We start from the raw sequence: 15,282 nt of genomic DNA, 5'->3' as shown, positions 1-15,282 counted from the left end.
TAGATAAGCTTTAATCGGACGAAATTGCTGGGTTTCAACCTATATCATTGATTTCTTGAAAATCTTTTATGTCCGGGAAATGTCAAATCGAAAGGAAAATAAAGAAACCCGGAAATCCTCCGGGTTCGACCTGTTACTTCAACTGTACTTTCTCGTCGCCAACCTTGATAAACCATTTTCCTGCAGCAAAACTTTCCTTCGACACTTCAAACACTTTTGTATCTGTAACGGTAATTCCAGGATTTAAGTCGCTTGCAATCTTGGCATTGTCGACATTAGTCTCAATTGCGTAGTTGGAAGATGCATCAATATCGGCGTCAAACTCTGTTCCTTCTTCATTTACCAGACGGACATTAGGATAATCAAACATCCCCACCGGCTTCTTTGAAGTGTTCTTGATTTTGTATTGGATTGCAACAAACGTACCGCCTTCTGATACCTCTTTGTTGATGAATTCATTGCCAACCTGGTCTTTTTCTTCAAACTTTGTAACAGTGATTTCAACTTTATCTGCTGGAATAGCTTCTCCCACTTTATATACTGTTTCTTCTTTTACCGGTACGGATGCTGTTGTAGCAGAGCTATCTTCTGTACTTCCCCCTTCTCCTCCGCCAAGAGCCGAACCGATGATTCCCGCCAAAATCAATATACCAATGAAACTTAAAATCTTATGCCGCCCGAAAAAGCTGCGCTGGTCTTTCCCGCAGTGAGGGCATTTCTTCACACCTTTGGCAATGTCTTCTCCGCAAGTCTTGCAGGTTCCTAAGTTATTGTTTGTCATGCCTATTCCTCCTGGTCATAATTTCTACTTCATTCTTTTTTCCATAATGGATTCTGAAACCATCTCATACATGCTTTCAATGCCTTTTTCTGAGGCTTCGAACTTAAAAGAATTCTCAACATTGATTCCGAGGCTGTCTGCTTCCTTGGCGGTGTCGATATTCGCACCCATGAAGATGAATTCCCAGTTGTACTTTTCCTGCTGGTGCTGGATCAATTCCTTCACTTTTCCATATGTGAACTCACTGCTCGCATTCTCCATGCCATCTGTCGTGATCACGAAGATAACCTTGCCTGGCCTGCTATCTTCCTTTGTTTTCGCCAGGCGGTAGCCAACATCGAGGATCGTTTTTCCCACGGCATCCAAAAGCGCAGTCGTCCCGCGGACATAGTACTCCTCTTCAGTCAGTTTCGCCTCCCTTGCATCAATGCCGTTCCAAAGCACTTCATATTCATCATCAAAAAGCACCGTTGTCAGTATTGTTTCGCCTGCCAGTTTGGACTGTTTTTTCACAAAAGCATTGAAGCCGCCAACAGTGTCGCTCTCGAGCCCTGCCATCGAACCGCTCCGGTCCAGCAAAAAAATGATTTCCGTTAAATTGTTATTCATCACTATCATCCTCCTAGGTTGAATCTGATATAATCATATCTAGATTCATCCATATATTGGTCGCCTGTTAAGCGACATTTTAAGGAGGCTGACCCCATGCTGGATAAAAAGATATTGGCAGATTTACAGGATTATATCGATCAGAATATGACGATCATCCTTTATGAAAAGTCTGCTGCACCACTTGAGGATTTTGTCCTGGAGAGTATTTCTCCTTTAGAGATCGAAACGTTCATCGCGCAGAAACGGAAGCCGACATTGCAAAAAGTGCTGTTTGATTTTATCGATAAAAAGGGTGCCGCGTCTGACGCTGAAATTTATAAAAAAGCGGGAATTGACCGCAGGCATTTTTCAAAGATCCGCTCCAACCCTGAATACAGGCCAAGCAAAAATACTGTCATCTCGCTTGCTTTGGCGCTTGAATTGAACAAAAAAGAAACCGACAAGCTCTTAAGCTCTGCCGGCTACTCTTTGTCAGACAGTGAAACATCTGACCTCGTGATTCAGTTTTGCATCGAAAGAAATATATATGAAATCCACCAGGTTAATTATGCATTGGATTATTTTAGCCAGAAGCCTTTGGGTGGAGTCCTGTAAAAATAGCCAAGAGGTAATTTAACCTCCTGGCTTTGTTTGTTTTAATGAATACCAGTACCACGCTCAAAATGGTTCATGCAAGTCAGTTCGATAATATAGTCGTAGTTTGCAATTGCTCTCTGAAGCTCATTTTTTTCATCTATAGACAGGTTTGGACTCTGCATCTTATTCGCCAATTGCATCTGCAAAGCTTCTAATTGAGATTTGACTTCTTGATAGTTCATTTTCCAACACCCTTTCCTAAAAATGAAATCGTTTTCTTTCTTATTTTTATTATATTTCATTAACCCCTTTGGGTATAGGTAGATATATTGATATTTTGTGAAACTATTATAAGAATTGGCCTTTTACACACAGCCTCAGATTTTTTTATCAGCAGACTGAAGGAGCACAGTTTGTTCCAAGGCTTCCCTCTCATAAAATTATCTCAATTAGTCAGACGTTTAAAGTATAATGAATACTATTCAGTTTATGCATATGATGATTCGCTGCGAGAATCCTATATATAGTTGGATAATACTAATAAAATGAGGTTTTTTACATGAGTAAAAGAAGTTTTGACGATTACAACTTAAGTGACGAAATTACACGCGCCCTCTCAGTGCTGAAATATGAGTCGCCAACAGAGGTTCAGGAAGAAGTCATTCCGTTAGCATTGGAAAAGCAAGACCTTGTCGTTAAATCCCAGACTGGAAGCGGAAAGACGGCTTCATTCGGAATTCCCATTTGCGATATGGTTGATTGGGAGGAAAAGAATCCACAAGCGTTGATTCTCACTCCAACCAGGGAGCTGGCTGTTCAGGTTCGTGAGGATATCACGAATATCGGGCGATTCAAAAGAATCAAGGCCATGGCCGTTTATGGCAAGGAGCCTTTCTCGAAACAGAAAGAGGAATTGAAGCAAAAAACTCATGTCGTAGTCGGTACACCTGGACGCGTCATTGATCATATTGAAAGAGGAACGTTGGTTTTGGACCAAATAAAATATCTCATCATCGATGAAGCAGATGAAATGCTAAACATGGGATTTATTAATGCTGTTGAATCCATTATAGAAGAGCTTCCTTCAAATCGGGTTACCATGGTGTTTTCGGCGACATTGCCCAAGGATGTTGAAAATCTCTGCCATAAATATATGAAGGATCCTGTTAACATCGAAATCGCTTCTACCGGTATCACGACAAATACGATTGACCATATGTTGATCGAAGTGAAAGAAGAGGATAAGATCTCCCTTCTAAAAGATATTACGGTTGTTGAAAACCCTGACAGCTGTATCATTTTTTGCAGGACGAAGGATAATGTCGATAACGTGTTTGCTGAACTTGAAGAAGCAAATTATTCTTGTGAAAGACTTCATGGCGGATTGGAACAAGAAGACCGCTTTGCTGTGATGGATGGCTTCAAGATGGGGAATTTCCGCTACCTTGTGGCCACTGATGTCGCTGCAAGGGGAATTGACGTCGATAACGTTTCGCTTGTCATCAACTATGACGTCCCAATGGAAAAAGAGGGCTATGTGCATCGGACAGGCCGAACGGGACGCGCCGGAAACAAAGGAAAGGCCATTACGCTTGCTACGCCTTATGAAGGCAAATTCATCAGGGCAATCGAACGATACATTGGCTTTGAAATTCCTGTGACAGAAGCTCCGAGCAAGCAGGAAGTTGCAAGAAACCAGGCTGCATTCGATGAAAAAATCAGCGGACGCCGTGTCGTGAAAAATAACAAAACAGCCCGCATCAACCAGGGAATCACGAAGCTTCATTTTAGCGGCGGCAAAAAGAAGAAGCTCCGAGCCGTCGACTTCGTTGGAACCATCGCGAAAATCCCTGGAGTAACCGCAGACGATATCGGCATCATCACGATTCACGATACAATGTCCTATGTAGATATCCTGAACGGAAAAGGCTCGCTTGTCATTCAGGCAATGGAGAATGCAACGATCAAAGGAAAGAAGCTTAGAGTCAGCAAGGCAATTAAATAGAACAAAAAGCGCAGACGCTTAAGCTGGATTAAGAATACTACATGTAGTAATCCACAACTAAATTTATATCTACACAAGAAGAAAGGACGATTATGACATGCATAATCGTCCTTAAATTTATCCTATTTTTTACATACAATGATCTCGCGTTCGAAGTTCCCTTTTCTCACGACACAACGGTCAGCAATTTCAAAGCCGGCATTTCCGATGATAGAGTCGATTGGTTCAATCGTGACGATGACTACTTTGTCAGCGAAGTTGTATGTGCTTTGAAGCATCTCGAGCTGCTCTTCGGGTGTGATTACCGAGCACAGATTATACGGCATATCAATAATCGCCACATCATAGCTCCCAGTGACTTTGCGGATGTCCTTAAATGTCACTTTCGTTTCATAGCCAAAATGAGCGATGTTCTCCCTTGTTCCGGGCAGTATGAGTGGATTAACATCACTCGCAACGATGTCGATCCCCATCGACAATGCTTCCACCACTACCGTTCCAATTCCGCAGCATGGGTCGATTGCTTTTACGCCAGCTGGATCAGGAACGGCGATATTGGCTACGGCTCTTGCGACACGGGTGCTTAATGAGGTGGAGTAGCTATGCGGTTTTTGCTGGTGATTCAGCCAAACCGCTTCACTGCTGTGGTATTCACCAAATACCCACCGCTCGTTTACATTCATAATCCCAAACAGCACATCTGGATTTACGAGCTCCGGCTCCCCGGGAATATGCAGACCCACTTCCCGTTCGAATCGGCGCCTTTCTTTAAAATCTACCTTGTCAGGACCTGCCACTTTTACATACATTACTTTAAAAGTAGAGCCAGCCAATTCTATCTTCTTCACTTGCTCAATCAGGTCCTCAATTTGCTCACCTTCAAGGATGACATCCATTCGTCCCCTGATAAAGGGACTCCTGCTTGGTTCTATTTTTACTGAACTTTCCAGTGTACTTAACTCTGTATCGAAACCAAAGAACGAGCGCATTTCCAGTTCGCACAACTCTTTTTCTTCATCTGGGAATGCGTAGTTATATATAAAAGACTTATGCTCAAAGTTAGTGAATTCCAATAAGTTCAATCCTTCCGCTGTAAAAAACAGCTTTTATCCATTCAACTATATAGGTTACAGTGCCTTGTGGAAATCGAAATAAAAATGACTTACCCCTTGGGCAAGTCAAGTGCTTGATATGCGTGCTGATACTTTCCGCCCTCAGCTACTTCCGAATGATACAAAGCCTTAAGTGCAAAGGTTTTCTCCAGATCATGTTCTTTTATCAAGCTGGATAAGCGCGTTTGCAGTTCTGGGTTATCCTTAATCAACTGTTTCATCTGTGATTTTACAAACTTCATCTAATTTTACCTTTACCCTTCAAAATCTATTGAACCAGCTAAGTATAGCATGAACAAGTCTATAGCCGTTCATTCCTTGATCAATCCGGCTCTACATGTACATGGACGTCATATATATCGAATTCTTCCATGAGCTTATCTTCGACCCTCGTCGAGATATCATGAGCGGTGCTGATGTCGAGGGTAGGTTTCACCGTGATGACGCAGTCAACGACAATATTGTTGCCGTAGCTTCGTGCCTTCAAATCTTTAATTCCCTTTACACCAGGAATATTACAGATGGTTTCGTTATATTCTTTAATGAGGTCTACATCAAAGCCGTCTGTCAGCTGGTGGGATGCTTCCCGGAAGATGTCCCAGCCTGTTTTTAAAATGAGTGCTCCAACGATGAATGCTGTTACTGGGTCGAGCCATGGCAAACCAAATTGGGAGCCGATTATGCCAACAGCAGTACCGATACTCACCCACGAATCGGACAGGTTATCTTTAGCCGCGGCCATGACCGAATGGCTTTTTATTTTGCGTGCAAGGTTTCGATTATAACGATACACAAAATACATAATCACTGCAGAAAATAATCCTGTCCAGGCAGCAATAAGATCTGGCGCCTCGGCAGTTCCTTCAAAAAATGATGTGAAGGCGCTGGTTAAAACCTGGAAACCAACAAGGATTATGATGAAAGATGCTACCATCGATGCGACCATTTCCGATTTCCAGTGGCCATAAAGATGGTCTTCATCCGCAGGTTTTTGTGACAGCCTCAACCCGATGAGGACGGACAGCGAGGCAAGAATATCGGTCGTATTATTCAAACCATCAGCCTTCAATGCTTCGGAATCGCTGATATAACCTACAGAAAGCTTCAATACAGAAAGAAGTATATAAGCGAGGATGCTTATAATTGCACCGCGTTCACCTAGTTTTAAATTGGAATAACGTTGTTCATTCATGGACTGGCCTCCATTCAACTGCTAGAACATTTTAACAATCCAGGAGCGAGTGAGTCTATAGCAACCTTTTTACCCTTGTCCATATAATTGACAGGGAAGCAAAAAAGTTTCCCAAGGTGAAAAAAAAGAAATAGAAGTAATTACCAGAAACTTTTCAGTGGTTTAATTCGTACTAATAAATATCGGAAAATTACGCGATTACCGGCATAGCTACAAAACTATTTTCATTTGTGGTAAAATGTAAACTTCAATAGATTCCTAGGAGGGATTGCATGGGGACTAATAAGAACAAGTCCATAAGTTTCGTCTTGATTGCCATTGTCCTTTTATGGCTCAAAACCTACACCGTTTATAAATTTAATTTTGATATAGATATTGAAAATAAAATGCAGGAATTCATCCTGTTCATTAATCCTTTGAGCTTCCTTATGTTTATCCTGGGACTCGGGATTTTCTTGGCAGGAAGAAAGCAGAAAGTCTATGTTGTTGCGACTAGCTTTATTACATCCTTTATTCTTTACGCAAATGTTGTTTACTATAAGGAATTCAGCGATTTCATTACAATTCCGCTGTTGACTCAGACAAGCAATATGGGCGATTTAAAGAGCAGCGTCGGCGAATTGATCAGCTGGACTGACATCATTTATTTTGCTGATGCCCTTTTGATTCTGGCTTTAGCTTTGGTAAAAACACCTAAAGTCTCTTTTAAAAAGTATAAAAGTGTTTATGCAGCTGCTTTTTACTTCAGCGCAATTGGCCTGGCATTTTTCAACCTCGGACTTTCAGAATCGGAGCGTCCTGAATTGCTGACTCGTACGTTTGACAGGGAAATCCTTGTTAAGAATATCGGTACGTACAATCACCATATTTACGATGCCTACCTGCAAACTAAGACAACTGCACAAAGAGCCATGGCAGATGGCAACCAGCTGACTGAAATCGAGAACTATACTCGTGCTCAATACACAGAACCTTCTAAAGAAATGTTCGGGGCGGCAAAGGGTAAAAACCTCATTGTCATTTCAATGGAATCCACCCAGAATTTTGTCATCGGACAGAAGGTGAATGGCCAGGAAATCACTCCATTCTTGAATGAGTTCATTAAAGACAGCTATTACTTCGATAACTTTTACCATCAGACTGCACAGGGTAAAACGTCTGATTCCGAATTCTTATTGGAAAACTCTTTATATCCGCTTGGACGCGGAGCAGTATTCTTCACCCACTCAGGAAATCAGTACATGTCACTTGCTGAAAGGCTGAAGGAAAACTCTTACTACACAGCGAAGCTTCATGCAAACAACAAGAGCTTCTGGAATCGCGATGTTATGTACAACAACTTCGGCTATGACCGTTTCTACTCATTGCCGGATTACGAAGTGAACGAAGAAAACTCTGTTGGCTGGGGCATGAAAGACATCGAGTTCTTCGATCAGTCAATTGAACATTTAAAAGCAATGCCAAAACCGTTCTTTGCGAAGTTCATTACGCTGACAAACCACTTCCCGTTTGAACTGGATGAAGAGGACAAATTCATCGATGAATATGATTCAAACAGTGGTACCTTGAACCGCTACTTCCCAACTGTCCGTTATACGGATGAGGCATTCAAGCTGTTCATTGAGGATTTGAAGGCTGAAGGACTTTACGAGGATTCAATCATCGTGATCTACGGTGACCATTACGGAATTTCCGAGAACCATAACAAGGCAATGGAGCAGTACCTTGGCAAGGAAATCACGCCGTTTGTTTCAACACAGTTGCAGCGTGTGCCTATGATCATCCACATCCCGGGTCACGAAGGCAAGACCATTTCAACTGTAACTGGTCAAATCGACCTTCGCCCTACATTGCTGAATCTCGCTGGGATTGATACTAAACAGGATATCCAGTTTGGAGCAGACATGTTCTCCGAAAAGCAGGATAACTTCGTTGCCCTAAGAGACGGAAGCTTCATCACCGAGGACCTAGTTTACACGAAAGGCGTCTGCTACGATAAAGTCACAGGAGAGCCGACAGATGGCGCAAGCTGTGAACCATATATCGAGCACGCCAAGAACGAACTGAGCTACTCAGACCAGATTATTTACGGAGACTTGCTTCGCTTTTATGGGAAGGAAGAACAACAGTAAAATGGAGAACCCCACTTAATATTCAGTGGGGTTTTTTGTTGTGTTATTTTTGGTTTTTTCGAGCCCGGCAAGATTTCGGTAAAATCAAACGCAGGTGGCCGTGATGTTTCCGAACATGGTATCACTTCGGACAAATTCTCGTGATCGTGCTGGCGTTTTGTCCGAACAAGGCATCACTTCGGACAAAATCACTTGTTCGGGTTTCTGTTTTGTCCGAACATGGCTTCACTTTGGACATAAGAACAAAAAAAAAACGCCTGTAGCAATCTCCGACTTTTCGGTACAAAAAAACGCCCCATAAAGGAGCGTTCTCGAATTATACTTCCATAATAATCGGCAAAATCATCGGTCTTCTGCCAGTCTGGCTATACAGGAACGGATTGACTACGTCGATGACCGCCTTCTTGAGGCTCGACCAGTCCTTCGTGCCGCCCGCCAGTTCTGTAACAATTTTATCCTTGATGAGTTCTTCAACATTTTTCATCAAGTCGCCTGATTCCCTGACGTAAACAAATCCTCTTGTCACGACTGTCGGCTTGTTGACAAGCTGCTTCTTATCGCGATCGATCATCATGGTGACGATCACTAGTCCGTCCTGGGAAAGGACTCTTCTGTCTTTTAACACGATATGTCCGATATCGCCGATACCGCTGCCGTCAACATATACTGGCTGAGCTGGCACTTTGCCGGCAACCTGGCCGCCATCTGCAGACAGTTCCAAAACATCCCCATTATCTAAAATAAAGCAGTTTTCACGCGGGATTCCGCATTGCTCCGCCAACTTTACGTGCATGTCAAGCATACGGTATTCACCATGAATCGGAATGAAGAATTTCGGATTCAGAAGCTTGATCATCAGCTTCTGTTCTTCCTGCTTTCCATGACCGGAAGTATGGACTTCACTGATTTTATGATGGATGATTTCCGCGCCAATACGATGCAACTTATCAATCACGCGGTTTACGCTGATTGTGTTGCCCGGGATTGGCGATGAAGAAAATACAATCGTATCTCCAGGAATGACGGAAATTTGTCTGTGCGTGCCATTTGCGATTCTCGCAAGTGCCGCCATCGGTTCTCCCTGGCTTCCCGTACAAATGATTGTCATCTCATTGCTGGGAACCTTCCCGATTTCATTGATACTCACGAATGCATCATCAGGTGCGGAAATGTAGCCCAATCTGCGGCCAATTTCAAACGTCTTTTCCATACTGCGGCCAACGATGGCCATTTTCCGGTTATACTTTAGTGACGATTTCACCACCTGCTGGATCCTGTCAATGTTCGATGCAAACGTCGCGAAAATAACGCGCCCGTCCACCGTCTGGAAAATATCTTCGATTGCTTCACCTACACGTTTTTCTGATACCGAGAAACCTGGCACTTCACTGTTCGTGCTGTCTGATAATAGACACAGCACTCCCTCACTGCTGATTTCGGCGATCTTCTGGAAGTCAGTGCCCGCGCCAACCGGCGTCAGGTCAAATTTGAAGTCACCCGTGTGGACAATATTCCCTTCCGGAGTCGTCACGACAACACCGAATGAATCTGCGATACTGTGCGTCGTCCTGAAAAAACGCACCTTGATATTCTGAAATTCAACGACTGTATCATTGTTGATTTGGTGGAACTTGACGCCTTTAATTTTATGCTCCTGCAGCTTGGACTTGATTAGCTCAACAGCAAAATCGCCGCCATATATCGGTGCTTTTACATCCTGCAGTAAAAATGGCAGCCCGCCGATGTGGTCCTCATGGCCATGCGTCACGAAAATCCCGACCAGCTTGTCCTGATTTTGCTTCAAATAAGTGTAATCAGCAAGCACATAATCAATACCGAACAACTCATTATCCGGAAACTTGATTCCACAGTCCACTAACACCATTTCATTTTTGTATTCGATTACATACGTATTTTTTCCGATCTCACCAAGACCGCCCAAGGCGAAAATCTTAAGATCCTTTTTCAATTTCGTTTCCATAGTTCAACTCCTGTTTCTTTGTGCAAATGTATTTATTAATTCCCAGGGGAATCATAGTCTAAAAAGAATAGTGAAGAAATTGGTTGGAGAAAATAGGGGTTTGAAGTTCTTAAAATATACCATAAATTAAGCGTTTCAACAAATAATGCTATCCCTATAGTATGGAGACGAGGAATTATGGGGGAAAGTTGCTGAAAAGGAAAAATTTTCTGTCCGGAGGATTATATTGATTTTTTTGTTGATGCAATGTGCTGCTTTTACCGTTTTTACTCTTTTCACCCCTTTATGGGCAATGCAGCGCCTCTGCTTTTACCATTTTCCTCCTTTCACCTCTTTTCGGGCAATGCAGCGCCTCTGCTTTTACCATTTTCACTCTTTTCACTTCTTTTCGGGCAATGCAGCACCTCTGCTTTTACCGTTTTTCCTCCTTTCACCTCTTTTCGGGCAATGCAGCGGCTCTCCTTTTACCCTTTTTACTCTTTTCACTTCTTTTCGGGCAATGCAGAGAAATAAAGATTCGCTATTTGACCTTTTTGTCCGTGGTTTACTTCATTCGGGCTTATAGAAAATTTCCATGTGACCTATTATGGAATTTAACCTTCTTTCAGGCGCATAGGAGAAATCAGTATACCTTTTGAAACCCAACTCCAGATTGGGGCGTAGAGACACCCTTTATATCTCACTTACACTCACCGCCTCCCAAACACCAAAAACACCGCCATCATATAAAATGATCGCGGTGCCCGTGGTCCTTACAATATATCCTTGAACGTCTTTGCCTGCTGATCCAATTCGCGGGCGGCGCTTCCGATTTCTTTAAAGGCGGCGACCGCTTGTTCATTGAGTGTCTGGTTGTTGGTGATACCACTTTGCGAGCGCTGCGTGGCTTCGTTGATTTTTGTGATTTCGCCTGCTATTCCTTCGATATGCTCATTGACTTCCTGGATCGAATCCTGGACCCGTGTGGCGAGCTTCCTCACTTCTCCGGCAACGACATTAAAACCTCTTCCATGTTCTCCAGCTCTTGCCGCTTCGATGGCTGCGTTCAGGGCAAGAAGGTTGGTTTGTGCGGCAATTTCGCGGATCGTCTGCACGATGCTGCCGATTGATTTTGCCTGTGATTTTAGCGATCCGAGAATTTCGAGATTTTCTTTTGACTCTTCGACAAGCTTGCTGGCTGCTGTGGCTGCTTCTTCACTTCTCGCAATGCCCAGCTCAGCTCGGTCACTCAGCTCTTCGGACATCTGCTGAAGCTGCTCCGCTACTCTCGACGTATTCATCTCACGCTCGGAAATATCCGTTGCTACCTTCACCACGCCAGCAACTTTACCTGCGGAATCAAACACCGGAGTATAAGTCGCCTCAAGCCAGAGCAGTTGACCTCGTTTGGTGACGCGCTGAATTTTTTCCTGAAAGCTCTTGCCGCTGCGCAGATTTCTCCATAATTCCGTGTATTCTCTGCTGCCAGCAAATTCAGTTGTGCAAAATTGCTTATGCATTATGTCTGGCATTTCTTCGACTCGGTATCCCATCGTCCTGGCGAAGTTTTCATTTGCCCAAAGGACCTTTCCATTCGGGTCGAACTCGATCATAGCCAGTGATCTCTCAATTGCTGCCAAGACCGCATCTTCCTGAAAAACTTGTGTACTTTTAAACTCCGCACTAGTAAGCATGTTTTCATCCTCTTTGTCATTTGATAGTTTATCTCTGTTACTATCGTACTAGTCTTGTTTATAGTTAACAAATTTAAGTATGTTTGTTTTATGATTAAAATAACAAACAGTATAATTAACTGACTATCTCCTTTTGCTTAGACTAAATATATTATGGGATTCCTTCATGTGTCCTGTGTAAAATTGATAGGGGACCTGAAATCAAAAAATCCTTCACACACCTGTAAACATAAAGATATGGGGGGTAGACGGTATCCAGAAAGTGGACGATAGGAATAGGAAAAGCCTTGAAGCTTACAATATGTGTCCTTACCTCAATCGACCAATCACTCTTCCAGCTCAAGTCCTGGTTTTTCATCCATACCTCTTCTGATGTTCTTTCTTCATATCAAGATACTCTTTGTCTGTTCTTGCCTTTTTCCACTTTTCCATAAAAATGGCAGCAGATTCAGCCTTCACCGGATCATTCTGGCGCTCCATCAACTTGCCGTCCTCGTCATATTTCTTTCCGCCCTTATAATTCGTATAGCGACGGGCCCGAGTATAGCCCATCTGCAAAAACTTCCTTGCCATGTCCATGCCGACAAAATCTTTCTTCTCTTTATAATCAAGAAACATTTTATAGATAGTTTTTGAGGATTCTGTGGCGATTTCTGGAGTTTTAAACCTCCAGTGAGGCAGGATTTCACTTTTATATGGCTCAACCAACAATACACCCTGTTCTCCCCTGCCCACCCGGTACATTTCAGGCTGCTCACGGAAATCAATATTGTCAAAATCAAGATCATAGTTGAAAGGCATCTTACCATTCCTTTTTTAAGGTTGTTTTACCCGCTCTTGCAGATTACTAACAAGCACCTATTCGCCGTGAATGAATAAAATATGGGCAGGAATTCAATGAGTGGAGGGGAAAGAGTGGTCAAATATCAACCTTTTAGTGGAACGGTGATGATGATAAACGACTTTGCCATCACAACATCCGGCGAAAATGAAGGCTGTTATAAATTAATGTCCGTCATTGATGAAAGTGGAAGGCAAGTCAATTTTGTGGTTGAGCCGAAGACTTACTTTGTGGATCAGGCGATGGTGGGAGTTGGTGACCAGGTGACGGGCTACCATGACGCGGACGCACCTGTCCCACTGATTTATCCGCCACAATACCGTGCTCTTGTCATGGTGAAAGAAACGCGGAACCAAAATGTGAAAGTCGATTTCTTCAACAGCCAGCTCGTCAGCAGTGATGGCATGCTGAAGCTTAACCTTTCACCCGGAACACCGATTTTATTGGAAAATGGCCAGAGATTTACAAAGATTCCTGCAAGCAGGAATCTGATTGTTATTTATGGCCCTTCTACTTTCAGCATTCCGGCGCAAACGACGCCATATAGGATTATTGTAGTATGTTGAAAAAGAGGCAGTCGCAGGCTGCCTCTTCCTCAGTATTTTCAAGGGTTTGACTCCTTTTAATCAAACGTTTGATTAACTATTCCATAAAGGGTTCTTCCTCACATTCTGCCAAATTTCAGATTGCTCTAACTCCCCTGCCAGCTGAAACAACAAATCCTCTCTCCCCCTTGCTGCCATAACCTGAACCCCTACAGGCAAACCATTTATAGTTTCGTGCAGCGGCATTGACATAGCCGGCTGGCCTGTCAGGTTGGCAAGCTGGGTGAATGGCGTACGAGCCAGATTCTTTTGGGCGATCTGGTCCACGATTCCCGCCTTCTTTAATGCTCCACCAAGCCCTAACTTCCCTACTGTACTGATAAGGAATTTTTCAGATGAAGAAGGTTCTAGTTCGCCAATTTTTGCTGGCAGATGAGCCGTTGTTGGCGTAATGTAAAAATCATAGGTTTCATGGAAGGATTCCATTTGCAGGGCGGCTCTATCCCACTCTCTCATGCTCAGAACAAACTCTTCTGCTGTTGTCGCTTTCCCTAGCAGGCCTAACAGCCATGTGGTTGGTTCCACATCCGTAGCCGTCGCTTTCCGACCAAGCACTTCCTCAAGCGAGGCTAGCTGTGCCGCTGTTTCTCCGAAGTACATTGTCAAGTAACTTTTCGCTATTTTATTCCCATCCACTGGTGCATCGACTTCATCCAAGTGATGTCCCATCGATTCAAGTAGCCTTACAGTCTTCAATACACCTTCACTGCAGTCCTTGTCAACATCCGTTCCAATTGGTGATTTTATCGAAAAAGCAATTCTCAATTTCTTACCAAGCGGTGCGCCGGAGGTTTCGAGATAACTTCCCGAAAAAGACGGAGCTGAAAACGCTCCTGCTCTTTCATAACCATGAAGCTCATCCAGCATAGCCGCACTATCCCGGACCGAACGAGTAATAACATGTTCCGCTGACGCTCCTTGCCATGCCCGTCCGTAATTCGGACCAACCGGAGTTCGCCCACGGGTTGGTTTCAGTCCAAACAATCCACAGTAGGCAGCAGGAATTCTGATAGACCCTCCACCATCATTGGCGCCGGCAATTGGTACCATACCCGAAGCTACGGCCGCCGCCGATCCTCCGCTTGATCCACCTGGAGTGCGAGCCAGGTCCCATGGATTCCGTGTTGGACCATAGTGAGCGGGTTCAGTCACGGCAACTAGCGCAAATTCTGGCACATTCGTCTGGCCGAGGAAAACCACACCAGCCTTACGCAGCCTCCTTGTATATTCAGAATCTACTCTAGCACGGTAATTTAGGAATGCCTTGGACCCAGCCGTGATTGGTTCGCCTTCGATCTCCTGCGAGATATCCTTTAGGAACATCGGGACTCCCGCAAATCTGCCAGTTAGCTGCTGGCCAGCTGTTTTCCTTGCCTGATCGTACATCTTGTTGATGACAGCATTCATCTTAGGATTTAATGAATCTGTCAATCGGATTGCCTCCTCAACAAGTTCCAGAGGCTGAACCTCTTTTCTTCTGACCAACTCCGCAAGACCAAGTGCGTCATAGTCTTTATAGTTGAAACCCTCCATTCCGCTCACCACCTTCTATGTTTTTAAATCTACTTTCTCTAAAAATATTAAAATCCCTCTTTAGTTATGCTGGTTATTGGTCACATGTTTTTTCCGAGTAGGACGTTTTTTGGGCGTCAATGGACCTCTATTAGTAACCTCTTTTTCATTATATGTATTTTTCGGACGTGAATAGACTTTATTTGGCTACTACATTTCTTTATTACAATAGCGACTCACGTTATGACTAGTGCTTGCTT

At 43.6% G+C, this 15,282-nt stretch carries 15 protein-coding genes; 5 read left to right on the top strand and 10 right to left on the bottom strand.

The window, feature by feature from the left end; translation table 11 throughout:
* Positions 1-133: 133 nt before the first annotated feature.
* Together CD004_RS02475 and CD004_RS02470 are read right to left on the bottom strand one after the other, a co-directional pair.
* Positions 134-781, bottom strand: a complete 648-nt coding sequence (locus tag CD004_RS02475; protein WP_102261323.1) for a DUF4352 domain-containing protein — start codon at positions 779-781, stop codon at positions 134-136.
* A gap of 24 nt (positions 782-805) precedes the next feature.
* Positions 806-1,390, bottom strand: coding sequence for a vWA domain-containing protein (locus tag CD004_RS02470; RefSeq protein WP_102261322.1), 585 nt, complete (start codon positions 1,388-1,390; stop codon positions 806-808).
* A gap of 96 nt (positions 1,391-1,486) precedes the next feature.
* Here CD004_RS02470 and CD004_RS02465 point away from each other — a divergent pair, with 96 nt between their 5' ends.
* Positions 1,487-1,987, top strand: coding sequence for a hypothetical protein (locus tag CD004_RS02465; protein WP_102261321.1), 501 nt, complete (start codon positions 1,487-1,489; stop codon positions 1,985-1,987).
* 41 nt (positions 1,988-2,028) lie between these two features.
* Here CD004_RS02465 and CD004_RS02460 read toward each other — a convergent pair whose 3' ends face one another.
* The gene (locus tag CD004_RS02460) at positions 2,029-2,211 is read right to left on the bottom strand and encodes a DUF3896 family protein (RefSeq protein ID WP_102264963.1); all 183 of its coding nucleotides are present in this window, start codon (positions 2,209-2,211) and stop codon (positions 2,029-2,031) included.
* 317 nt (positions 2,212-2,528) lie between these two features.
* Between CD004_RS02460 and CD004_RS02455 the strand changes: the two genes are divergently transcribed.
* Complete coding sequence (locus CD004_RS02455) at positions 2,529-3,974, top strand: DEAD/DEAH box helicase (RefSeq protein WP_102261320.1); 1,446 nt, start codon at positions 2,529-2,531, stop codon at positions 3,972-3,974.
* 122 nt (positions 3,975-4,096) lie between these two features.
* Here the strand turns inward: CD004_RS02455 and CD004_RS02450 are convergent, their stop codons facing one another.
* From CD004_RS02450 to CD004_RS02440, 3 genes are all read right to left on the bottom strand, one after another.
* Entirely contained in the window at positions 4,097-4,963 is an 867-nt protein-coding gene (locus CD004_RS02450; protein ID WP_102264962.1) for a TRM11 family SAM-dependent methyltransferase, read from the bottom strand.
* 173 nt (positions 4,964-5,136) lie between these two features.
* Complete coding sequence (locus tag CD004_RS02445) at positions 5,137-5,328, bottom strand: hypothetical protein (RefSeq protein ID WP_102261319.1); 192 nt, start codon at positions 5,326-5,328, stop codon at positions 5,137-5,139.
* Between the two features lie 80 nt (positions 5,329-5,408).
* Positions 5,409-6,278 carry a cation diffusion facilitator family transporter gene (locus tag CD004_RS02440; protein ID WP_102261318.1) on the bottom strand — a complete coding sequence of 290 codons (870 nt, stop codon included), beginning with the start codon at positions 6,276-6,278 and terminating at the stop codon, positions 5,409-5,411.
* Between the two features lie 272 nt (positions 6,279-6,550).
* Between CD004_RS02440 and CD004_RS02435 the strand changes: the two genes are divergently transcribed.
* Positions 6,551-8,410, top strand: coding sequence for an LTA synthase family protein (locus CD004_RS02435; protein WP_102261317.1), 1,860 nt, complete (start codon positions 6,551-6,553; stop codon positions 8,408-8,410).
* A 316-nt stretch (positions 8,411-8,726) separates the two neighbouring features.
* Here the strand turns inward: CD004_RS02435 and rnjA are convergent, their stop codons facing one another.
* Complete coding sequence (gene rnjA / locus CD004_RS02430) at positions 8,727-10,391, bottom strand: ribonuclease J1 (RefSeq protein ID WP_102261316.1); 1,665 nt, start codon at positions 10,389-10,391, stop codon at positions 8,727-8,729.
* A 226-nt stretch (positions 10,392-10,617) separates the two neighbouring features.
* Between rnjA and CD004_RS23670 the strand changes: the two genes are divergently transcribed.
* Entirely contained in the window at positions 10,618-10,956 is a 339-nt protein-coding gene (locus tag CD004_RS23670; RefSeq protein WP_158651466.1) for a hypothetical protein, read from the top strand.
* 187 nt (positions 10,957-11,143) lie between these two features.
* On the opposite strand, the gene CD004_RS24575 is transcribed toward CD004_RS23670, so the two are convergent.
* Together CD004_RS24575 and CD004_RS02415 are read right to left on the bottom strand one after the other, a co-directional pair.
* A complete protein-coding gene (locus tag CD004_RS24575; RefSeq protein ID WP_102261315.1) occupies positions 11,144-12,064 on the bottom strand; it encodes a methyl-accepting chemotaxis protein in 921 nt (306 codons plus the stop codon).
* A 354-nt stretch (positions 12,065-12,418) separates the two neighbouring features.
* A complete protein-coding gene (locus tag CD004_RS02415) occupies positions 12,419-12,865 on the bottom strand; it encodes a DUF4385 domain-containing protein (protein ID WP_102261313.1) in 447 nt (148 codons plus the stop codon).
* Positions 12,866-12,979: 114 nt separating this feature from the next.
* On the opposite strand from CD004_RS02415, the gene CD004_RS02410 reads away from it, so the two are divergent.
* Positions 12,980-13,471: a hypothetical protein gene (locus CD004_RS02410; RefSeq protein ID WP_102261312.1), complete on the top strand. Its 492-nt coding sequence runs from the start codon at positions 12,980-12,982 to the stop codon at positions 13,469-13,471.
* 72 nt (positions 13,472-13,543) lie between these two features.
* On the opposite strand, the gene CD004_RS02405 is transcribed toward CD004_RS02410, so the two are convergent.
* On the bottom strand, positions 13,544-15,043 hold the full coding sequence (locus CD004_RS02405) for an amidase family protein (RefSeq protein ID WP_102261311.1): 1,500 nt from the start codon (positions 15,041-15,043) through the stop codon (positions 13,544-13,546).
* Positions 15,044-15,282: the final 239 nt, after the last annotated feature.

Origin of the sequence: Mesobacillus jeotgali (assembly GCF_002874535.1) — a bacterium.
Taxonomy (GTDB): domain Bacteria; phylum Bacillota; class Bacilli; order Bacillales; family Cytobacillaceae; genus Mesobacillus; species Mesobacillus jeotgali.
The sequence above is the reverse complement of the archived record's forward strand: the minus strand, read 5'-3'. Positions and strand labels throughout refer to the sequence as shown.